The following is a 22,437-nucleotide window of genomic DNA, read 5'->3' on the forward strand; positions in this document are numbered from 1 at the left end:
CTAACGGACGCTTGGGCCCTTCTTATAGGTGGGGATCGAGAATCATCTTCTGACTCTCTTCGAAGAAATGCTCATCGCAGTTATTGCCACTGCCACTGCGATCAACCACCAGGAAGTCATCCCGCTTTTCGATCGTCAGCACCGGGTGGTGCCAGACGCCGCGATGGTAATTAACACCCTGCCTGCCATTGGAAATGAAGGCGCGAGTCAACTCTGGTTCAGGTGCATCGCCAAGTGGCGCGACCACGACCAGAAAAGGGTTGCCGAGCAGCGGAATGAAAGCCTGGCTGCCCAGCGGATGGCGCTCCAGCATGCTGACGGTCAACGGCATGTCCAGCGCGTCGGCGCGGAAAATGCTGATGATCGCCTTGTCGTCCGGCGTTGCCGTTTCAACGGTGGCCAGACGATGAAAGCGCATGGTCGAGCCGTTGTTGATCATGAAATGATCGCTGCCATCGGTTTCGATGACATCACCGAAAGGGGCGAAGGCTTCTTTGGTCAACGGCTCGATAATCAGTTTGCGCATGCGGGTTCTTCTTTCTCGAAATTCGTAAATGAAAACACTGCAATCTTGTTTTGGAGCAGATCTTGATCGTTCCCACGCTCTGCGTGGTAACGCATCCCTGGACGCTCTGCGTCCGCTCTTGATAGACGCGGAGCGTCCGGCAGAGCATTCCCACGCTGAGCGTGGGAACGATCAGCAACAGTTTTCCATAACAGCCAGTTACATCCGGGTTATTTGGCAACCTTGCCCAACACACGCAGACGGCTCACGCCACCATCCGGGAACACGTTCAGGCGGATGTGGGTGATCGGGCCGAGGGCCTTGATCTGCTCGACGAAGCTGTGCTCGGCGTGCATTTCCAGTTTCTGGCTCGGCAACAGTTCGCGCCAGAACAGGCTCTGGGTTTCGATCTGGCTGTCGGTGCCGCCTTTGACGAATGCGCCCTGGATCGAGCAGCTGTCCGGGTAGTTGCCTTTGAAGTGCAGGGTGTCGACGACGATCTGCTCGACTTCACCGGCATGACCCAGCGCGACGATGACCCAGTCGTTGCCAGGCGTGCGACGACGTGCGGTTTCCCAGCCGTCGCCCATGTTCACGCCGCGGCCCGGGTTGAGGATGTTGCTCATGCGGCCGAAGTGCTCGTCGGAGCAGGCCAGCGCGCGGCCGCCGTTCAGCGCTGCAGCCAGATCGACCTGTTCGTTGTCGCCCACCGAAGACCAGTCGCGATGCGGCACGCCGTACACGCGCAGACGCGCCACGCCGCCGTCCGGGTAAATGTTGAAACGCAGGTGGCTGTAGGCCTTGGTGTCGCTGATTTCATGGTAGTGATGGCTGTCGCCTTTCAGTTCGACAGCAGACAGCACTTCCGTCCACTCGGTGCTTTCGTCCGGCTCGCCCGAGGCCAGGAAGCAGGCTTCCAGCGAGGCGGATGGCGGGTAGTTGCCGGTGAAGAACGAGGTGTCGATGTCCACGCCCTTGATCGAACCGGCGACGCCGAGGCGGATCACCGCACTGTCATAACCTTCGAAGCGCTTGCGGCGCGATTCCCAACCGTCCATCCACTTGCCGTTGTCGTCGAACACGCCTTCTTTCCACACCGCCGGAGTTGGCTGGAACAGGCGGTTGGCATCGGCGAACCAGTCGTCGGTGACGGAAATGATCCGGGTGCCCAGACGGGCATCGGCCAGGTTGACGAATTTTTCGAAGGGTGCGGCGTAAGCTTTCATTATTTTGTCTGCCTCTGGTAATGGGCGTGGGGATGGTCAGGGCTCAAAGGGTTTGCAGGCGGAACATCGCGATCTTGTTGATTTCGGCCAGCGCGCAGGCGAATTCGGCATCTGCCGAGTTGTGAATGCGCGTCTCAAATGCCGCGAGGATCTGATGCCGGTTGCTGCCTTTTACCGCCATGATGAAGGGGAACGCGAACTTGGCCTTGTAGGCGTCGTTCAGCTCGGTGAAGCGTGCAAACTCGTCGCTCGTGCATTGGTGGATACCGGCGCCAGCCTGCTCGTTCGTGCTGGCTTCGGTCAGTTGGCCTTGCACGGCGGCTTTGCCGGCAAGATCCGGGTGAGCGTTGATCAGGGCCAGTTGCGTGGCGTGATCGGCGCTCAGCAGGATATCGCTCATACGCGCATGCAGTGCCTCGATGTCGTCGAGATCAGTGCCTTGGCCGAGGTCATAGGCTTTTTCGGCGACCCAAGGCGAATGCTCGTAGATGTCAGCGAAGGCTTTGACGAAGGCTTCGCGGCTCAGAGAAGAGGGTGTCAGGGTCTGGAAACGGCTCATTTCGCATCTCCCTTGAACGGGTGAACGTCATGCCAGTGGCGGGCAATTTCGACGCGGCGGGCGAACCATACCTGCTCATGGCCTTTGACGTATTCCAGGAAACGCTGCAGCGAAGCCAGACGCGCGGGACGGCCGATCAGACGGCAGTGCAGACCGATCGACAGCATTTTCGGCGCTTGCGCACCTTCGGCGTACAACACGTCGAACGCGTCTTTCAGGTAATCGAAAAAGTCGTCGCCCTTGTTGAAACCCTGAACCTGGGTGAAGCGCATGTCGTTGGTGTCCAGTGTGTACGGGATCACCAGGTGCGGCTTGCCGGTGGCGTTGTTCGGCTCCCAGTAGGGCAGGTCGTCGTCATAGGTGTCGCAGTCGTAGAGGAAACCGCCTTCTTCCATCACCAGGCGACGGGTGTTGGGGCCGGTGCGACCGGTGTACCAGCCCAGCGGACGTTCGCCGGTGAGCTCGGTGAGGATGCGGATCGCTTCGAGCATGTGCTCGCGCTCCTGCGCCTCGTCCATGTTCTGGTAGTCGATCCAGCGATAACCGTGGCTGCAGATCTCGTGACCGGCTTCGACCATCGCCCGGATCACATCCGGATGACGCTGGGCGGCCATGGCCACGGCGAAAATGGTCAGCGGGATATCGAATTGCCTGAACAGCTTGAGGATGCGCCACACGCCCGCACGGCTGCCGTATTCGTACAGCGACTCCATGCTCATGTTGCGCTGGCCTTGCAGAGGTTGCGCGGCGACCATCTCGGACAGGAACGCTTCGGATTCCTTGTCACCATGCAGAATGTTGCGCTCACCACCTTCCTCGTAGTTGAGTACGAACGACAGTGCGATCCGGGCATTGCCTGGCCAGTGTGGGTGGGGCGGGTTACTGCCGTAACCGATCAGGTCGCGTGGATAGTCGGCGCTCACTGCAATCTTCCTTATCTACGTGTTGTCTGTGGCAGTGGCCTTGGGTGAATCATCAGGCCGCCGCGGCGATGGGTAGATTGTATACAACTTTATTTGCGATTTGTAAGCCTGTTTTTTTGCTTTTCTCCTGCCGCACGTCGCTGCAAGAAACTTGCCTGAGTGGTCAGCTTATCTGGAAAAACCCCAATATTTTCCGCGATGCCCGCTGTTTTGGGCCTACGCTGCAACGTTTGGGAGCAGTGCGCTAAATTCTGATTTTTATTGTGTACAATTTTTTTGGAAAATGTCTTAATTGCTCATCGCTCGCCTTCCTCAACGCCCTGCAAGGCACTGAAAGAGTGCGAGCCCCGACTTCCAACCATCGAAAGAGGCACTGACACGCCATGGGACGACTGACTACACACGTGCTGGACGCCGCGCACGGCTGCCCCGGCAGCGCAATCCGCGTTGCTCTGTATCGGGTCGACGGCGAGCGTTTGGAGAAGATTGCCGAAGCGCTGACCAACAGCGACGGCCGTTGCGATGCCCCTTTGTTACAGGGCGATGATTACCGATCAGGTGTCTACCAGCTGCAATTCAGCGCCGGTGACTACTACCGCGCCAAAGGTGTGAAGCTGGGCGATCAGGCGTTTCTGGATGAGGTGGTGCTGCGTTTTGGTATCGACGCCAGTCAGGATCACTACCACGTGCCGCTGTTGATCTCGCCCTACAGCTATTCGACGTATCGCGGCAGCTAGTCACTCCGGCTACACTCGCTTCATTGCTTTGCCCCTGTTCCTCTTGCCCGCCCCACACTGCGGGCTTTTTTTTGCCTGCAATTCGGCACGCGATACATATGTGTGTAAGGCAGCGGCTGGATCTGTGGACACTCCAGCAGTCTCATTACCTGACGAAGAACTGCCATGTACACAAAAGACTTGCAGCCGCTTGACCTGATATCGAATGATCCCGTCGACCAGACCCTCTTCGAAGTCAGCGCATCGCTCCCCCGCTGGCTGAGCGGCGCAACTGAAAGCGTGCGCGATGAATACGGCCGGCAATTGGTCGCCTACCACGCCAGCGCCCGTGCACTTGAAACCCATCTGCAGCAGGTGCTTCCCTCGTTCGAAGAGTACGTTCGCACGCAGATGGGCAGTCGAATACGCAATGAGCTGGGTCTCGAGCTCGATCCAGACGTGGTGATGATTGATCTGCCTGAACGGGTGTGGCGCGATTACGACATCGATCCCCAGTTCGGCAGGGTCACAAACTACGCCGCGCCTTGGGTCGCCAGTGTCGAACGTGAGCAATTGAGCCTTTCTGAATTGGCACGACGCAACTTCCGCAGGGACGATGAGCAGATGGCCCGTAGGCTGGATTTCGCGGTGATTTCCATGGACGAGCCACAGACAGCGCCGGGGCTGACCGGAATCTGGTTGCAGCATGCAATCCCGGCGCTGGACGTCGCCCATGGCTACCTGACCCTGCTTGGAGAGGTCTTTGGCGTGCCGTCGATGGCTTCGGAGCAAGGGCTGCGGGATGCGGATCGTCTGCTGGAGCCTTATGAGCGACAAATCATGCTGCTCGGCATTTGCGAGCGTGCCCGCAGGCGCTTAAGCGAGGAGGGCTACAAGATGCTCATGCTCGCGGCACAGGCGCGTTCGCGCGCTGAAACCGACGCGTTGCATCTGCAGATGAACTGGCTGCAATTCAAGCCGGGCACGTCGGTCAGTGGCGAGGACGCAAGTCATACGCTGAGCGGGGCCTGCATGATTCGCCATCAGCACACTAATCGGACGCTGATCTACCTGCCAGACGCCCCGGCCGACCTGGGCCTGATCGAGGCACCAGACCCGGTGGTTGCTCGCGCCCGGTTGATCCAGGAGCTGGTCAGTCAACCCGCCCTGATCGCCTACCTCGCTGAACGCACTCTGGACAGTGCCAACCTCGCTCGGCATGTCAGCTATATCAATCAGGCACTGGCGCGAGGCTTCGACGGCTTTCTGCGTTTTGTCCCGGCGCATGACCTGCAACTGGCGGCGCAGGCATTGCACTGCCGCGCCTGGATCCTGCACCGCAAGGTCCGGGCCAGGGCTCGCACGCGTTTTGACCTCGCGCGGGAAGCCGACAAACAACAGAACGAAACATTGCTCATGTACTTCAGGGCGATGCTGGCATTTCTGCCCGGGATCGGCACCGCAATCAGCCTTCAGGATGGCTGGAACGATGGGCACACTGCGGCGCAGGCGTTCGCGCAAGGGCGTAGGGATGACGGCTTGCTCGCGGTGGGAGCGGCAGCATTGAGTGTGCTGGACGTGGTGTTTTCGGTGGTACCAGGAGTGGCGACCATTCGGGTGCTGACCAAAGCGGCCAACCGCGGGCTCAGAGCGGGCGCGACCGCTGCAGCGGGCAAGTATCTCATCACGCCTTTCGAGGGTTATGAGGTGCACAAGTCGCTGGCGGGTGCGCTCGCTCAGTCGGGCCCTGATATCGGCACGCTGAAGAAGGACGGTCAGCTGTGGATTCAACGCGAAAACCAGGTATATGCGGTTTACCGACGCGCTGGCGAACAAACGTTGAGGCTTAAGAAAACCGCTGCCCACGGCTACGAGCCGCCGGTGATGCTGGAAAACGGCGCGTGGGTCTATCACTCAAACGTCGGGCTCAAAGGGGGCGTGCGGTCAACGATCGCAGAAACAGTGATCGCCAATGCCCACAACGATCCGGCGTTCACGCGACGTCAGGCGCGCGAACTGCTCGACCAGTTTGTGTTCCCTCCCGATCGGCAGCGGCGCATGGAGCTCGATGTCGCCATTCACTTTCAACGGCACCAGGTCGTGCCGAACTGGGCAGAGGCTTATCGCCGACAGGATGAGTTGCCCGTCCCGGTTGCGGCAGCCCGGGCTGGCTCCGGCGCTACCAAACGCAAGGATGTGCCGGGGTCGGACAGCGCGACCAAGCGGCCTGCCGATCCTGATCCCGCGGTGTTGCCCGGCCCCTCAGAGGGACGGGACAGCTGGAAGCGCTGGGCGCGCACGCTCGCAGATCCAGAAAGCTTTACTCAGGTGAGCGTGCAACCGCCAATCTTTCGCGCAGTGAATGGACGAGGCGATGATTTCATTCAGATTCAAGGAGCGCGCTACGACATCTTGCCGCACGGGACGACCGAGCATCCCTCGATCGTGTTCTTGAAAAGTCCCGGGCTGGTCGATGAGAGCGTTGCCGGTTTGAACGAGATCATTGTACGCCGCCATTACGATCAGCCCTTGATGGTCGCTTTCGCGGACGGCAACTGGACGGTGCACGGCCCGCTTTTCAAGCGCCCGATTGCGCAATTGGTCGAGCAGGCACGTCCGGGCATGACACCCGCCAGCTACAGGGTCCTGGCGGAGAAGCTCTTCGAGAGTGGCGACGTGACTCATGCCGGGCTCACATCTTCGCGCCTGCTGGCGCTCAGAGCGACCCTCAATGCCTGGCAGCGTGGGGAGGCGGGTCCCCTGGCTCATCTGAACGATCCATTACTGATGCTCGAGGGCTCGTACATGACGCGCGTCGGCACAGTGAATCCTGGCATCAGCCTGAGCTACGGGCCTTCGCTTCAATCATTCAAACGTCTGGATTTCGAGGTCAGCGAAGCGTCGCTGGCCGCCCTGTTGGCGACCGCGAAGTCCGAGTCCAGGGCGGGTCTCGCGGGCAGAAAAGCCCTGCGCGACCTGATGTCGGCGGTCATGACCAGGACCGGTTATAGCCTGGTTTCGGAGGGCTCCGCCGCCTTGGAGTTTCGGTCGGTGCTCCTCTTTCAACGTGCTCAGCAACGAGAACTGTATATGTTGAATATGCGACGTTTTACCGAGGCGACCCCGACGCTTCCGGTGAGCAGCGCTGATAGTCCGGTGGCCATGTCCAATCGTTGGGTCGACGAGATGGTGGGGCAGATTAGTCAGCAGGCAACGCGTGATCAGGTCATGCAGGCCCGTGACCAGGGAAAGCTGGTGAAGTTGATGGGCGGTATCAAAATCACCAGTGGTGCGCAGGGCGGCACTCAGGTCTTCGTTCAACGCATTGCAGACGATTTTTGACTGAGCCCCTTTGCCCGACGCCCGAGCACGGGATGGCAATTCAATGACTCAGCAAGGCCGCCGCGCCAGCACCGCCGAACAAGCCGGCGCTGATGCGGTTGAACCAGCTCTGACCCTTGCCGGTGCGCAGATAGCGCGCCGCGCCTCGAGCGCTCAATCCGTAGAACAATTTGCAGGCGAGATCGAGCAGGGTCCAGGTGATAATCATCGTGACCAGTTGACCGAGGAAAGGCTGATCGGCTTTCAAGAACTGCGGAAGGAAGGCAGCGAAAAACAGGATGTCCTTCGGGTTGCTGCCGCCCAGCACGAAGGCACGCCAGAACAGCGGGGTGAAGCCGGGATGACTCAATGCAGCCGGCACCTCTGCGCCCGTGGCGGGTTGGCGGGATTGCTTCCAGCTCTGCCAGGCGAGGTAGAACAGGTACAGGCCACCGACGATTTTCAGGGCACTGAACAGTTGCTCCGACGCCATCAACAGCGCGCCCAGCCCCAGGGCCGAAGCGCTGAGCAGGCAGATCGAGGCGCAGACGCCGCCGAGAAATGCCGGGTATGAACGCAGCAGGCCGTAATTGAGACTGTTGCCGATCATCAACAGGGACAGAGGTCCCGGGATCAGAATCACTACCAGCGCAGCGCCGCTGAACAGCAGCCAGGTTTCCAGGGTCATGCGGGTTTCTCCTTATTTCCGTTACATGAAGCACTTGTAGCAGTCCGGCTTGCCGGCGGTAGCGGTAGGCCAGTGACAGTGATGTCGACTGATTCACCGAGACCGCCGGCAAGCCGGACTGCTACAAGGTTTTCGCCGTTACCGCTTTGATGACGGCGGGTTAAAGAAATACGAATTTGGCAATGAAGATCGCGCACAGCGCCCACAGGCTCACGGAAATTTCCTTGTGGCGGCCGGTGCACGCTTTCAACACCACATAAGTGATGAAACCCAGAGCAATCCCGTCGGCGACCGAGAAGGTCAGCGGCATCATGATCGCGGTCACGATGGCGGGAATCGCGTCAGTGGCTTCGTCCCACTCGATGTGCGCCATGCCGCCCATCATCAGCATCGCCACGTAGATCAGCGCACCTGCGGTGGCGTAAGCAGGGATCATGCCCGCCAGCGGCGCAAAGAACATCGCGGCGACGAACAAGACGCCCACGGTGACGGCGGTCAACCCGGTACGACCACCGGCGGCGACGCCCGAGGCACTTTCCACATAGCTGGTCACCGGCGGAACGCCGACCATTGCGCCGAACACACTCGAAGCACTGTCGGCCTTGAGCGCGCGGGACAGGTTTTCGATACGACCATCGTCGTTCACCAGACCGGCCCGTTGCGCCACGCCCATCAGGGTGCCAGCGGTGTCGAACATGTGCACGAAAAGGAACGCCAGCACCACGCTGATCATGCTGACGTTGAACACGCCCGCGATGTCCATGGCCATCCAGGTGGGCGCCAGGCTCGGCGGCATGGAGAAAATGCCGTCGTAATGCACCAGCCCCAGGCCCCAGCCCGCCAGCGTCACGGTGATGATGCTGATCAGGATCGCGCCGAACACGCGGTGGTAACTCAGCACGGCGATCATCAGGAAACAGATGGCCGCCAGCAACGGGCCAGGCTCGCGCAGCGAACCGAGCTTGATCAATGTCGCCGGGCTGTCGACCACAATGCCAGCGGTTTTCAGGCCGATCAGACCGAGGAACAGACCGACCCCTGCGCCCATGGCATAGCGCAGACTCACCGGAATGCTGTTGAGCAGCCATTCACGAACGCGCGAAAGGGTCAGGATCATGAAGATCACGCCCGAGATGAACACCGCGCCCAGTGCCGTCTGCCAGCTGTAACCCATGGTGCCGACCACGGTGTAGGTGAAGAACGCGTTCAGCCCCATGCCCGGCGCCAGACCCACCGGCCAGTTGGCGTATAGCCCCATCAGCAGGCAACCCAGCGCAGCGGCGATGCAGGTCGCCACGAACGCCGCGCCGTGATCGATGCCCGCGTCGGCCATGATGTTGGGGTTGACGAAGATGATGTAAGCCATGGTGATGAAAGTCGTCAGGCCCGCCAGCAGCTCGGTTCGGACGGTGGTGCCATGCAGGCTCAACTTGAAGATGCGTTCAAGCAGTCCGGTGCGTGACGGCCTGCTTTTGGAATAAGTGGCTTCGGGTTGGGTATCAGCCAGCGGCGTGGCTTCGGTTTTGCGACTTTCCACAGTGAGTTCCTCGGAACGTTTTTGTTGTTTTTTTCAGAGCCGGTAACTGCTCCGTGAGGCGAGACGACCCCTCAGGCTGATTTGTTGACTGCAAGGTCAGAAACGTGCACGAGCGAATTATGCTTTTGTATACAAATAATGCAAATAATGTTTTCGGTTTTGTCGTGAATATTTTCGTGATTGTGTGCATAACGCCGTGAGGGGCGGGGGCCTGTGCAGAGTTTGCACACTGTGTACAATGCGCCATTACTTTTACTGTGACTTTTGGGCGATATCTGCTATTGATTTGCTCATTACCGATCACGGTCACGGCCCCGCGCCGGTTTCAGTTCTTACGAGTGCCCATGAACGATCAGCTGCAACCCCTCAAGAAACAACCGCGCGCCGCCAAGGCTGGCCGCAGCGGCACCCAGGACGACATCGTCTACGCGCATATTTTCGAGGCGATTCTCGAACAACGGCTGGCGCCTGGCACCAAGCTGAGCGAAGAAGCCCTGGGCGAGATCTTCGGGGTCAGCCGCACCATCATTCGACGCGCCTTGTCGCGTCTGGCCCATGAAGGCGTCGTGCTGTTGCGCCCCAATCGTGGCGCGGTGGTCGCAAGCCCGAGCGTCGAGGANAGCTTGCCGTCGAGCACGCCACCGCCGAGCAGCTCAACGAACTGCGCAAGATGGTCAGCGATGAGCGTGACAGCTTTTCCAGAGGGGATCGCGGGGCGGGCATTCGTCTGTCGGGGGAGTTCCATCTCAAGCTCGCGGAAGCGGCGAAGAACGCCCCGCTGATCAGCTTTCAGCGCAGCCTGGTGTCGCAGACTTCATTGATCATCGCTCAGTACGAAAGCGGCAATCGCTCGCACTGTTCCTACGATGAGCACACCCAGTTGATCGACGCCATCGAGGCGCGGGACGCGGCCCTGGCGGTCAACCTGATGATGCATCACATGGATCACATCGACAGCAAGCTCAACCTCGACGAAGAAAGCGCATCGGACGACCTGCACGCGGTCTTCTCGCACCTGATGCTGCCCAAGAAAAAGCCGGGCCGCAGTACGGCGGTTTGATCGGTTTGTGATCGTTCCCACGCAGAGCGTGGGAACGATCATCATAAAATTCAAACCGGGCGCTGGCCTCAGCGCTTATGCACCAGAACCCCCGCCGAATAGGTCTCGCTGACCGTCCTGTCATCCCCCAGCGTCATTAACACGAACAACCGCTCTTCGATGCTGGTCGCCTGTTTCATGCGATAGGACAGCAGCGGGGTGGCGTTGAAATCGAGCACCACGAAGTCAGCTTCCGTGCCTTCCTGCAAGTTGCCGATCCTGTCTTCCAGCCGCAGTGCTCGTGCGCCGCCAAGAGTCGCCAGGTACAGCGACTTGAACGGGCTGAGCTTGGCGCCCTGCAACTGCATCACCTTGTACGCCTCGTTCAGCGTCTGCAGGATCGAGAAGCTGGTCCCGCCGCCGACATCCGTCCCCAGGCCCACATTGACCTTGTGCCGTTCCGCCATCGGCAGGTTGAACAGGCCACTGCCCAGGAAGAAGTTGGACGTCGGGCAGAAGGCGATGGCTGACCCGGTCTCTGCCAGTCGCTCACATTCCTGATCGCACAGATGCACCCCGTGGGCGAACACCGAGCGCTCGCCCAGCAGCTTGAAGTGGTCGTACACATCCAGGTAATTCTTGCGCTCCGGGAACAGTTCCTTGACCCACTCGACTTCCTTCAGGTTTTCACTGATATGGGTCTGCATGTACAGGTCCGGGTACTCCGTCAGCAGTTGTCCGGCCAGAGCCAGTTGCTCGGGCGTACTGGTCGGCGCGAAGCGCGGCGTGACCGCGTAGTGCAGACGGCCCTTGCCGTGCCAGCGCTCGATCAGCGCCTTGCTGTCGACGTAGCTGGACTCGGCGGTGTCCACCAGATAGTCCGGGGCATTGCGGTCCATCATCACCTTGCCGGCGATCATGCGCAGGTTGAGCTTCTCGGCCGCCGTGAAAAAGGCTTCCACCGACTCCTTGTGGCGACTGCCGAAGACCAGCGCGGTGGTGGTGCCGTTACGCAGCAGTTCCTTGATGAAAATGTCGGACACTTCAGCGGCGTGCGCCGGATCGGCGAACTGACGCTCGACCGGGAAGACATAGGTGTTCAGCCAGTCCAGTAACTGTTCGCCGTAGGAACCGACCATGCCGGTCTGAGGCAAGTGGATATGGGTGTCGATGAAGCCGGCCGTGATCAGGGCGTCCTTGTAGGCCACCACTTCCACATCGCCGGCAAGTTTGCCCAGCAGATCCTTTGCATGGCCGACGGCAGAGATCTTGCCGTTCTCGACCAGCATCAGGCCGTCTTCGAAATAGGCGTAGGAGGCGTCGACCCCGACTTCGGCAGGGTCGGCGATGCTGTGAACGATGGCGGCGCGGTAGGCTTTCTTTTCAATAGTCATGTTCGGGATTCGTTCTTCATGGATTCATTGAGCCTGACTGCGGCGTGAGACCGGCATCAGCCTGGCTATCGGTTCAGAGGTCGAGCCCTGCTCGCCAAAGTTCATGTTGTACGTGGCGATCACCTCTGCCGCGACCGAGACCGCAATTTCTATCGGCAGCTTGCCTTTCACTTCGGCCAGGCCCATGGGGCAGCGCATGCGCTGGACCAGTGCCGGGTCGAAGCCGCGATCACGCAGTCGATGTTCAAACTTGGCGCGTTTGGTTTTCGAGCCGATCAGGCCGAACCAGGTGAAGTCACCGCGCTTGAGAATGGCGGCGGTCAGTTCCAGGTCCAGCTGATGGTTGTGGGTCATGACGATGCAGTAGCTGCCGGGAGGCAGATTATCCACTTCGTCGACCACCTCGTCGTTGACGATTCTGGTCACGCCTTCGGGCAGATGCGCGGGAAATTCGGCTTCTCGCGAATCGATCCAGCGCACGCGGCACGGCAGGCTGGCGAGCAGCGGCACCAGCGCACGGCCGACGTGGCCAGCGCCGAACACGGCGATCTGCGCCTGCGGCTGACCCATGGGTTCGAAGAGCAAGACGTTCACGCCGCCGCAGCACTGACCTAGGCTGGCGCCGAGGCTGAAACGTTCGAGGCGGGTTTGCTGGCTGCCACCTTCGAGCATCTCACGGGCGATCTCCATGGCCTTGAATTCCAGATGGCCGCCGCCGATGGTGTCGTAAATCCGCTCCGCGCTGACCACCATCTTCGAGCCTGCATTGCGCGGCGTCGAGCCGCGCTCCTCGATGATGGTCACCAGCACGCAGGCTTCACCCCGGGTTTGCAACTCGGCGAGGGCGCTGATCCAGTTGTTCATGTGTTTCTCCTGATCGAGTCAGACGATCAAAAAACCGGCTCATCCATTGATCGAGCAATATCCGCTGTTTCTGTGAAGTACGGCCCTGTAGCAGTCCGGCTTGCCGGCGGTAGCGATCTCGCAGACGTCACCGCCGGCGAGCCGTGCTGCTACAGAGGTGCTTCGACGCCGCTAAACCGGTGAAACGGTCAGATCATGCGCCACGCCTTGCGCTTCCGTCGCTGGATGCTTGAGCTTGCGCATCTGCTCACAACCCCACAGCACACGCTCAGGCGTCGCAGGCGCGTCGATCCTGGGCTGGTGCCTGTAATCGCCCAGACTCGCCACCGCATCCTTGATCGCGCACCACGCCGCGATCCCCAGCATGAATGGCGGCTCACCCACGGCCTTGGAATGAAACACTGTGTCTTCCGGGTTCTTGCGGTTCTCCACCAGCTTCACCCGCAGGTCCGCAGGCATGTCTGCGACCGCCGGAATCTTGTAGCCGGCCGGGCCATTGGTCATTAGCTTGCCCTTGGCGTTCCACACCAGTTCTTCGGTGGTCAGCCAGCCCATGCCTTGAATGTAGCCGCCTTCGACCTGACCAATGTCGATGGCCGGGTTCAGCGAGGCGCCGACGTCGTGCAGGATGTCGGTGCGCAGCATCTTGTACTCGCCGGTCAGCGTGTCGACGACCACTTCAGTGCACGCCGCGCCGAACGCAAAGTAGTAGAACGGCCGACCACGGGCCTGACTGCGGTCGTAATAGATTTTCGGCGTTTTGTAATAACCGGTGCTCGACAGCGACACCTGGCCCATCCACGCCTGCTGCGCGAGGGTATCGAAGCTGATCACCTGCTCGCCGACGCGGACATGCCCGTTGCGGAACTCGACCTGCGATTCCTCACACGTGTAGTGCTTCGCCGCGAACTCTACCAGTCGTTGCTTGATGGTTTCCGCCGCGTTCTGCGCCGCTTTCCCATTGAGGTCGGCGCCGCTGGAGGCGGCTGTTGGCGAGGTGTTCGGCACCTTGTCGGTATTGGTCGCCGTGATCTGCACGCGGTCGATATCGACCTGGAACACCTCGGCCACCACCTGCGCCACTTTGATGTTCAGGCCCTGGCCCATCTCGGTGCCGCCGTGGTTCAGATGGATGCTGCCGTCGGTGTAGATGTGGATCAGCGCACCGGCCTGATTGAGGAAGCTGGCGGTGAAGGAAATGCCGAATTTCACGGGGGTCAACGCCAGGCCTTTCTTCAGAATCGGGCTGTTGGCGTTGTAGGCGATGATCGCTTTGCGACGCTCGGCGTACTGGCTGCTCTCTTCCAGTTCGGCGGTCATCTCTTCGAGCAGGTTGTGCTCGACGGTCTGATAGTAGTGCGTGACGTTACGGTCCGTCTTGCCATAGTAGTTGGCCTTGCGCACCGCCAGCGGGTCCTTGCCCAGATGCCGGGCGATGGCGTCCATCACTTCCTCGATGGCGACCATCCCTTGCGGGCCGCCGAAGCCGCGATAGGCGGTGTTCGACGCAGTGTTGGTCTTGCAGCGATGGCCGTTAATGGTGGCATCGCCCAGGTAGTACGAGTTGTCGGCGTGGAACATCGCGCGATCGACAATCGAAGCTGACAAGTCTGGCGAATAACCGCAGTTGCCTGCCAGCTCCAGCTGAATCCCACGCAGACGACCGTCATGGTCGAAGCCCACGTCGTACTCGACGTAGAAGGGGTGGCGCTTGCCGGTCATCATCATGTCTTCGACACGGGGCAGGCGCATCTTGGTCGGCTGACCGGTGATGCGCGCGATCACTGCGCACAAGCACGCAGGGCTCGCCGCCTGGGTTTCCTTGCCACCGAAACCACCGCCCATGCGGCGCATGTCCACGACGATTTTGTTCATCGACACATCGAGCACTTCGGCGACCAGCTTCTGCACTTCGGTCGGGTTCTGGGTCGAGCAGTAGACGATCATGCCGCCGTCTTCGGTCGGCATCACCGAAGAAATCTGCGTCTCCAGATAAAAGTGTTCCTGACCACCGATGTGCAGCGTGCCTTGAATCCGGTGCGGTGCGGTTTCCAGTGCGACGGCAGAGTCGCCGCGCTGGTGGGTGTGACTGTCGAGCACGAAATGCTTTTTGCGGTAGGCCTCGACCACGTCGAGCACGGGTTCCAGGTCTTCATATTCGATGATCGCCGCCATCGCCGCCTTGCGTGCGGTTTCCAGGTCGCGGGCCGCCACGGCAATCACCGGCTGACCGACGAACTCGACCTTGTCGATGGCCAGCAGCGGGTCACCCGGTAACAAGGGTCCGATGTCCTTGAGGCCCGGAATGTCTTCGTGAGTGATGGCAATGCGCACGCCTTCGAAGTTGTAGCACGGCGAAACATCGACGCTGACGATCCGCGCATGGGCCCGGTCGGACATCCGCGCATACACGTGCAACTGGTTGGGAAATTCCAGTCGATCATCGATGTAGATCGCTTCGCCCGACACATGCTTGTCGGCGCTGTCGTGCTTGACGCTGCGGCCGACGCCAGTGGTGAGGTCCTGCTGGAAAAGGGCGACCAGTTCTTCCTGAGTCTTTTGGGGAGCGTGATTAGACATATGCAGTCACCCGCGTCTCGATGTGTGGCGTTTGCAGCTCGATGAAGTATTTGCGCAGCAGGTTCTGCGCGCTCAGCAGGCGGTACTCCTTGGTGGCGCGGAAGTCCGACAGCGGTGTGAAGTCCTTTTCCAGCGCAGCACAGGCGCGCTCGACGGTGGCCGAGGTCCAGGGTTGGCCGATCAGGGCCTGCTCGCAATGGGCGGCGCGTTTCGGGATCGCTGCCATGCCGCCGAATGCAGCGCGGGCGTCGACGATGGCGCCATTTTCGACTTGAACGCGGAAGGCGGCGCAGACCGCAGAAATATCATCGTCCAGTCGTTTGGACACCTTATAGGCGCGGAAGGCCTGCTTCGCATTGGCCTTGGGCACGATGATCTTCTCGATGAACTCGCTTTCCTGACGGGCGGTTACGCGGTAATCGATGAAGTAATCCTCCAGCGACAAGGTGCGCGATGTCTCTCCCTTGCGCAGGACGATCTTCGCCCCCAGCGCGATCAGGAGGGGAGGCGAGTCACCAATCGGCGAAGCGTTGCCAATGTTGCCGCCCAGCGTGCCCTGATTGCGAATCTGCAGCGACGCAAAACGGTGCAACAACTCGCCGAAGTCCGGGTATTCGCTGCTCAGCGCCTCATAGCAGTCGGTGAGCGCCGTGGCGGCGCCGATTTCGATGCGATCGTCGAAGTGCTCGACCTTCTTCATTTCGGCGACGTTGCCAACGTAAATCATCACCGGCAGCGGGCGGTGGAACTGGGTGACTTCCAGCGCCAGATCAGTGCCGCCTGCCAGCAGTCGGGCCTGTGGATACGAATCATAGAGGTCGGCCAGATCCGCCACGGTCAGCGGCACCAGGCAACGCTTGTCGCCGCTGTTCAGCTCGGCGGTTTCTTGCGGGCTGATGGCCTTCAGGCGAGCGATGGTCTGAGCTTTACGGGTATCGAACTGATCGGGTTCGCGCTGGCTGCAGCACTGTTCGGCGGCTGCCAGGATCGGGCGATAGCCGGTGCAGCGGCAGAGGTTGCCGGCGAGGGCTTCATGGGCCTGCGACGAGTCGGCTTGCGTGCTGTTCTTCTGCAACGCGAACAACGACATCACAAAACCCGGCGTGCAGAAACCGCACTGCGAACCGTGGCATTCAACCATGGCCTTCTGCACGCTGTGCAACTGGCCTTGGTGCTTGAGGTCTTCGACGCTGATCAGCTGTTTGCCGTGCAGCGATGCAACGAACGTCAGGCACGAGTTGAGGCTGCGATAGCTCAAGTGATCCTGACCCTCGTCGTCGGTGCTCAGCTCGCCGACGACGACGGTACACGCGCCGCAGTCGCCGCTGGCGCAGCCTTCCTTGGTGCCGGATTTGTGCAAATGCTCACGCAGATAGTTGAGCACCGTCATGTTGGGGTCCAGAGCATGCTCGGTTTTCAGCTCTTGGTTCAGCAAAAACTGGATCACGGGTCGCGCCTCGTCTTCTTGTAATAGATAACTGCCGTTAAAGGTGTTACGGAATCTGTCATCGAACCTGTCGATGAATCTATCAGTTCTGACTATTGGGTCAATTAAAATCTGACCTTTAAGTCAAGAAAATGAGTTTTCTGTAAGCTGCCCGATTAACGGCACCATGGCCATGCAATGAATCGGTGTGGCGACCCTCAAAGTTTTGCTTATTTCGTGCCAGTTTCGGTGTATATGGCCCTGCGCCACGGGTATCCAGTGCGATACACTGCGCCGCTTGTGTGCAGCCATTGGATTTAAAGGAAAGAAATGACGTTCAAGGCACCGGACAGCCTCGCTGAGCAGATCGCTCATCACCTCGCCGAGCGGATTATTCGCGGAGAGCTAAAGCCAGGGGAGCGGATTCAGGAGCAGAAGGTCACTGCTGCACTCAATGTCAGCCGTGGGTCGGTGCGTGAGGCACTTTTGATCCTCGAACGCCGCCATCTGATCGTGATTCTGCCGCGCCGTGGCGCTCAGGTTTCCGTCCTCACCCCGCACAACGTTACCAGCCTCTGCGCATTGATGAGCGAGCTGTACATCCTGCTTGGTCTCTCGGTGGCGAAAAGCTGGAAGGAAGAACTCGACCTGGCGCCATTCCTGCAAATCCAGCAGCGTCTGATCGCCAGTTGTGAGCGCGGCGACGTGAAAACCTTCGTCGAAGACAGCTTCAACGTGATGCGCGCCACATTCCCGTTCGCCGACAACCCGTATCTGGAAGAGACCGTCGAGAACCTGCAGCCGTCCATGAGCCGCTTCTACTATCTGGCTCTTGAGCAGCGTCAGGCCGAGATGAGCGAGTACCTGACCCTGTTCGGCCAACTGCTCGAAGCGGTGCTGGCCCGCGATCTGACGCGCATCCGCGCCGTGCTGACCAGCTACGCCGAGCGCAGTTGCCAGTCGATCCTGTCTGCCCTGGCGGCCAGCTGATCCATGCGCCTCAAGTGCATCAGGCTGGCCGGGTTCAAATCGTTCGTCGACCCGACGACGGTGAATTTCCCCAGCAACATGGCGGCCGTTGTCGGCCCCAATGGATGCGGCAAATCCAACATCATCGACGCGGTGCGCTGGGTCATGGGCGAAAGCTCGGCCAAGAACCTGCGCGGCGAGTCGATGACCGACGTCATCTTCAACGGCTCCACCAGCCGCAAACCGGTGAGTCAGGCCAGCATCGAGCTGGTGTTCGACAACTCGGACAGCACCCTGGTCGGCGAGTACGCCAGCTACGCGGAAATTTCCATTCGCCGCAAAGTCACCCGCGACAGCCAGAACACCTATTACCTGAACGGCACCAAATGCCGTCGTCGCGACATCACCGACATCTTCCTTGGCACCGGCCTGGGCCCACGCAGCTACTCGATCATCGAGCAGGGCATGATCTCCAAGCTGATCGAAGCCAAGCCTGAAGATTTGCGCAACTTCATCGAAGAAGCGGCGGGTATTTCCAAATACAAGGAACGTCGTCGCGACACCGAGAACCGCATTCGTCGCACCCATGAAAACCTCGCCCGCCTGACGGATTTGCGCGAAGAGCTGGGTCGCCAACTGGAGCGGCTACAGCGTCAGGCCCAAGCCGCCGAGAAATATCAGGAATACAAAGCCGAAGAACGGCAGCTCAAGGCGCAGTTGTCGGCCCTGCGCTGGCAGGCCTTGAACGATCAGGTGGCGCAGCGCGAGTCGGTCATTGGCAATCAGGAAGTCAGCTTCGAGGCGCTGGTCGCCGATCAGCGCAGTGCCGACGCCGCCATCGAACGCCTGCGTGACGGCCACCACGATCTGTCTGAACGATTCAATGTGGTGCAAGGCCGCTTCTATTCGGTCGGCGGCGATATCGCACGGGTCGAACAAAGCATTCAGCACGGCCAGCAGCGTCTGCGTCAGTTACAGGACGATCTGCGTGAGGCCGAGCGCGCGCGGCAGGAAACCGAATCCCATCTGGGTCACGACCGGACCTTGCTCGCAACCCTCGGTGAAGAGCTGGAAATGCTCGAGCCCGAACAGGAAATGACGCTTGCCGCCGCCGAGGAATCCGCCGCCGCGCTGGAAGAGGCCGAAGCCTCGATGCACGACTGGCAAGAGAAGTGGGACGCCTTCAACCTGACTTCCGCCGAGCCCAGACGTCAGGCCGAAGTGCAGCAGTCGCGCATCCAGCAACTGGAAACCAGCCTGGAGCGCCTGGCCGAGCGCCAGCGTCGTCTGGGCGAAGAGCGGCAGTTGCTCGCGGCCGATCCTGAAGACGCCGCGATTCTGGAGCTCAGCGAAGAGCTCGCTGCCCGCGAGATGAGCTTCGAAGAGCTGACCGTCGAAGAAGAACAACTGATCGAGCGCCTGGAGCAGTTGCGTCTCGAACTGCAGCAGGCCGGCCAATCCCAGCAGCAGGCGCAGGGTGATTTGCAGCGTCTGAACGGACGTATCGCCTCGCTGGAAGCCTTGCAACAGGCTGCGCTCGATCCGGGCACCGGCACCGCCGAATGGCTGCGCGATCAACAGCTCAACGAGCGTCCGCGTTTGGCGGAAGGCTTGCGCGTCGAAGCCGGCTGGGAACTGGCGGTGGAAACCGTACTGGGCGCCGATCTGCACGCGGTGTTGGTAGACGATTTCAAAGGGCTCGATCTGGCAGGCTTCAGCCAGGGTGATCTGCGTCTGGTCACCCCGGCTGCGGACGTGACCCGCATCCCCGGCAGCCTGCTGGACAAGGTCGAAACCCATGTCGATCTGAGCAGTTGGCTGGGGCAGGTCAAACCGGTCGAGACCCTCGATGATGCCCTGTCGATGCGCAGCCAGCTGAGTGCCGGGCAAAGCCTGATCAGTCGCGACGGTTATTGGGTCGGCCGGGATTTTCTGCGCGTGCGCCGCGCCAGCGAAGCCGAAAGCGGCGTTCTGGCCCGTGGTCAGGAATTGCAGCGTCTGGAGCTGGAGCGCGAAGAGCGCGAAGCGACACTGGCTGCGCTGGAGGAAAAACTACTCACCCAGCGCGAGCAGCAGCGCATTCAGGAAGACAATCGCGAGCAACTGCGCCGCCGCTTGCAGGACGAAGCCCGTCAGCAAAGCGAACTCAAGGCGCAGTTGTCAGCCGCCAGGGCCAAGGTCGAACAACTGACGTTGCGCCGCACGCGTCTGGACGAGGAGCTGGCCGAGCTGGGTGAACAGCGCGCCATCGAGCAGGAAAGCCTCGGGGAATCCCGGCTGCAATTGCAGGACGCCCTCGACAGCATGGCGCTGGACACCGAGCAACGCGAGTCGCTGCTGGCCCAGCGCGACAGCCTGCGCGAGCGGCTGGACCGGGTTCGACAGGAGGCGCGTCAGCACAAGGACCACGGCAACCAGTTGGCCGTGCGTCTGAGCTCGCTGCGGGCGCAACACGACTCGACGCGTCAGGCGCTGGATCGGCTGGAGATGCAGTCCGAGCGCCTGACCGAAAAGCGCGAACAATTGAGTCTGGGGCTGGAGGAGGGCGAAGCGCCGCTGGAAGAGCTGCGCTTGAAGCTCGAAGAGTTGCTGGAAAAACGCATGGCCGTCGACGACGAAATGCGCACGGCGAAAAACGCGCTCGAAGACGCCGACCGTGAGCTGCGCGAAGCCGAAAAGCGGCGTACCCAGGCCGAACAGCAGTCCCAGCTGTTACGCGGACAGTTGGAGACGCAGCGCCTGGAGTGGCAATCGCTCACCGTGCGACGCAAGACCCTGCAGGAGCAATTGCACGAAGACGGCTACGATCTAAATGGCGTGTTGGCGACGCTTACCCCCGAGGCCAGCGAGAAAGACGCCGAAGAAGAGTTGGGTCGCATCGACGCGCGGATCCAGCGTCTGGGCGCCATCAACCTGGCCGCGATCGACGAGTATCAGCAGCAATCCGAGCGCAAGCGCTATCTGGACGCTCAGGATGCCGATCTGGTGGAGGCGCTGGACACGCTGGAAAACGTCATCCGCAAGATCGACAAAGAAACGCGCAATCGATTCAAAGAGACCTTTGATCAGATAAACAGCGGAATTCAGGCACTTTTTCCAAAAGTTTTCGGTGGCGGCAGCGCTTACTTGGAACTGACGGGCGAAGATTTACTCGATACAGGGGTGACGATCATGGCGCGTCCTCCGGGCAAGAAGAACAGCACGATTCATTTGCTGTCCGGCGGCGAAAAGGCCCTGACTGCACTGGCACTGGTTTTTGCCATTTTCAAGCTCAACCCGGCGCCGTTCTGCATGCTCGACGAAGTCGACGCACCACTGGACGATGCCAACGTGGGCCGCTATGCCCGACTGGTCAAGGAGATGTCGCAAACCGTGCAGTTCATCTACATCACCCACAACAAGATCGCCATGGAAATGGCCGATCAACTGATGGGCGTCACCATGCATGAGCCAGGGTGTTCGCGCCTTGTGGCGGTGGACGTAGAGGAGGCGATGGCGCTCGTGGACGCGTAGTGGACCGTCCTGCGGTCAGACAGATTGATGAGGGAAAGTGGCGTTTGACGGTGCAGTACAGGAACAACGGTCGCTCGGGTACAGATGCTCATGACATGCCAGATGTAACAGACGGTGTAAAGTTACCTTTGGTCGTGCTAGCTTAATGTCCACTTTTTCATTTTGCGTGGGTAAAAGGCCATTCAGAACATAGAGTTGGCGCCACGTTTTAAAGGGGTTTACGCCCTTAATTTTCAGAATTTTCATTAGAGGCACGGGATTACATGGAAATCGGTCTGCGAGAGTGGCTGATCGTCATCGGCATCATAGTCATTGCCGGTATTCTTTTTGACGGCTGGCGCCGGATGCGCGGCGGCAAAGGCAAGCTGAAATTCAGGCTGGACCGCAGCTTCTCCAACCTGCCGGACGACGAAGAAGGCTCGTCCGCCGAGGTATTGGGCCCTGCGCGCGTCCTCGACACCCAGAAAGAACCCCAGCTCGACGAGCAGGATTTGCCGACCATGAGCGCGGCCCGCGAACGGCCCGAGCGCCCGGAGCGTGAGTCGAAGCGTAAGCAGCGTAAGGACGAGCCTCAGCAGGGCGACCTGAATCTGGATGCCGACGGCCCGAGCCTGTTCGGTGCCCGCGACGATGATTTCCCGGACGACAAGCCGCCGCAGCGCATTACCGAAGACAAGGACCTGGCGCCGGTTGAAGAAGTATTGGTGATCAGCGTGATTTCCCGTGACGAAAGCGGTTTTAAGGGCCCTGCTTTGTTACAGAATATTCTGGAAAGCGGCCTGCGATTCGGCGAAATGGACATCTTCCACCGCCACGAGAGCATGGCCGGCAATGGCGAAGTGCTGTTCTCCATGGCAAACGCTGTCAAACCGGGCGTGTTCGATCTGGACGACATCGACCATTTCAGCACCCGCGCCGTGAGTTTCTTCCTTGGCCTGCCAGGCCCGCGTCATCCGAAGCAGGCATTCGACGTGATGGTGGCCGCAGCGCGCAAACTGGCGCACGAACTGAACGGCGAGCTCAAGGACGATCAGCGCAGCGTAATGACCGCGCAGACCATCGAGCACTACCGCCAGCGCATCGTCGAGTTCGAACGTCGCGCGCTGACTCAGCGTCGTTGATTGAACAAACGACGCAGCTTTCAATTGTAGGAGCGCGCTTGCCCGCGATGGCTTTC

General features: G+C 60.3%; 16 protein-coding genes and 1 pseudogene. 7 read left to right on the forward strand and 10 right to left on the reverse strand.

The features are described from left to right. Positions 1–22: 22 nt before the first annotated feature. The 4 genes from D3M70_RS04480 to puuE form a co-directional block, all read right to left on the reverse strand. Complete coding sequence (locus D3M70_RS04480) at positions 23–526, reverse strand: ureidoglycolate lyase (RefSeq protein WP_120124682.1); 504 nt, start codon at positions 524–526, stop codon at positions 23–25. Between the two features lie 209 nt (positions 527–735). Further along, a complete protein-coding gene (gene alc / locus D3M70_RS04485; RefSeq protein WP_120124683.1) occupies positions 736–1,731 on the reverse strand; it encodes an allantoicase in 996 nt (331 codons plus the stop codon). 43 nt (positions 1,732–1,774) lie between these two features. Further along, positions 1,775–2,290, reverse strand: a complete 516-nt coding sequence (gene uraD, locus D3M70_RS04490) for a 2-oxo-4-hydroxy-4-carboxy-5-ureidoimidazoline decarboxylase (protein ID WP_120124685.1) — start codon at positions 2,288–2,290, stop codon at positions 1,775–1,777. Continuing rightward, the gene (puuE, locus tag D3M70_RS04495) at positions 2,287–3,213 is read right to left on the reverse strand and encodes an allantoinase PuuE (RefSeq protein ID WP_120124687.1); all 927 of its coding nucleotides are present in this window, start codon (positions 3,211–3,213) and stop codon (positions 2,287–2,289) included. Before puuE ends, uraD begins: the two co-directional genes overlap by 4 nt. A gap of 383 nt (positions 3,214–3,596) precedes the next feature. On the opposite strand from puuE, the gene uraH reads away from it, so the two are divergent. Both uraH and D3M70_RS04505 read left to right on the forward strand, forming a co-directional pair. Next, positions 3,597–3,950 (forward strand): hydroxyisourate hydrolase, encoded by a 354-nt coding sequence (gene uraH, locus D3M70_RS04500; RefSeq protein ID WP_120124688.1) that lies wholly within the window; start codon positions 3,597–3,599, stop codon positions 3,948–3,950. 165 nt (positions 3,951–4,115) lie between these two features. After that, positions 4,116–7,271 (forward strand): dermonecrotic toxin domain-containing protein, encoded by a 3,156-nt coding sequence (locus D3M70_RS04505; RefSeq protein WP_120124690.1) that lies wholly within the window; start codon positions 4,116–4,118, stop codon positions 7,269–7,271. Positions 7,272–7,311: 40 nt separating this feature from the next. Here D3M70_RS04505 and D3M70_RS04510 read toward each other — a convergent pair whose 3' ends face one another. Together D3M70_RS04510 and D3M70_RS04515 are read right to left on the reverse strand one after the other, a co-directional pair. Then, positions 7,312–7,938, reverse strand: coding sequence for a LysE family translocator (locus D3M70_RS04510; RefSeq protein WP_120124691.1), 627 nt, complete (start codon positions 7,936–7,938; stop codon positions 7,312–7,314). 160 nt (positions 7,939–8,098) lie between these two features. Then, positions 8,099–9,445 (reverse strand): NCS2 family permease, encoded by a 1,347-nt coding sequence (locus tag D3M70_RS04515; RefSeq protein WP_120124952.1) that lies wholly within the window; start codon positions 9,443–9,445, stop codon positions 8,099–8,101. Between the two features lie 374 nt (positions 9,446–9,819). Here D3M70_RS04515 and D3M70_RS32630 point away from each other — a divergent pair. After that, the coding region (locus tag D3M70_RS32630; RefSeq protein ID WP_375232924.1) for a GntR family transcriptional regulator at positions 9,820–10,094 on the forward strand (275 nt) is incomplete at its 3' end. Position 10,095: 1 nt separating this feature from the next. Next, positions 10,096–10,535: pseudogene (locus D3M70_RS32635) on the forward strand (GntR family transcriptional regulator); the annotation flags it as partial. Between the two features lie 68 nt (positions 10,536–10,603). Here the strand turns inward: D3M70_RS32635 and guaD are convergent. The 4 genes from guaD to xdhA form a co-directional block, all read right to left on the reverse strand. After that, positions 10,604–11,908, reverse strand: coding sequence for a guanine deaminase (gene guaD, locus D3M70_RS04525; protein WP_120124693.1), 1,305 nt, complete (start codon positions 11,906–11,908; stop codon positions 10,604–10,606). 24 nt (positions 11,909–11,932) lie between these two features. Continuing rightward, positions 11,933–12,772 (reverse strand): xanthine dehydrogenase accessory protein XdhC, encoded by an 840-nt coding sequence (gene xdhC / locus D3M70_RS04530; RefSeq protein ID WP_120124694.1) that lies wholly within the window; start codon positions 12,770–12,772, stop codon positions 11,933–11,935. A 171-nt stretch (positions 12,773–12,943) separates the two neighbouring features. Next, the gene (gene xdhB / locus D3M70_RS04535) at positions 12,944–15,352 is read right to left on the reverse strand and encodes a xanthine dehydrogenase molybdopterin binding subunit (protein WP_120124695.1); all 2,409 of its coding nucleotides are present in this window, start codon (positions 15,350–15,352) and stop codon (positions 12,944–12,946) included. Next, positions 15,345–16,799: a xanthine dehydrogenase small subunit gene (gene xdhA / locus D3M70_RS04540; RefSeq protein WP_120124697.1), complete on the reverse strand. Its 1,455-nt coding sequence runs from the start codon at positions 16,797–16,799 to the stop codon at positions 15,345–15,347. The genes xdhB and xdhA overlap by 8 nt, the downstream gene beginning before the upstream one ends. A 309-nt stretch (positions 16,800–17,108) precedes the next feature. On the opposite strand from xdhA, the gene D3M70_RS04545 reads away from it, so the two are divergent. The 3 genes from D3M70_RS04545 to zipA all read left to right on the forward strand — a co-directional run bounded on the left by D3M70_RS04545 (position 17,109) and on the right by zipA (position 22,381). Then, positions 17,109–17,768: a GntR family transcriptional regulator gene (locus D3M70_RS04545; RefSeq protein WP_120124698.1), complete on the forward strand. Its 660-nt coding sequence runs from the start codon at positions 17,109–17,111 to the stop codon at positions 17,766–17,768. Between the two features lie 3 nt (positions 17,769–17,771). Further along, a complete protein-coding gene (gene smc, locus D3M70_RS04550) occupies positions 17,772–21,260 on the forward strand; it encodes a chromosome segregation protein SMC (RefSeq protein WP_120124700.1) in 3,489 nt (1,162 codons plus the stop codon). A 263-nt stretch (positions 21,261–21,523) separates the two neighbouring features. After that, positions 21,524–22,381: a cell division protein ZipA gene (zipA, locus tag D3M70_RS04555; protein WP_120124702.1), complete on the forward strand. Its 858-nt coding sequence runs from the start codon at positions 21,524–21,526 to the stop codon at positions 22,379–22,381. Positions 22,382–22,437: the final 56 nt, after the last annotated feature.

Origin of the sequence: Pseudomonas sp. LS-2 (assembly GCF_003605735.1) — a bacterium.
Classification (GTDB): domain Bacteria; phylum Pseudomonadota; class Gammaproteobacteria; order Pseudomonadales; family Pseudomonadaceae; genus Aquipseudomonas.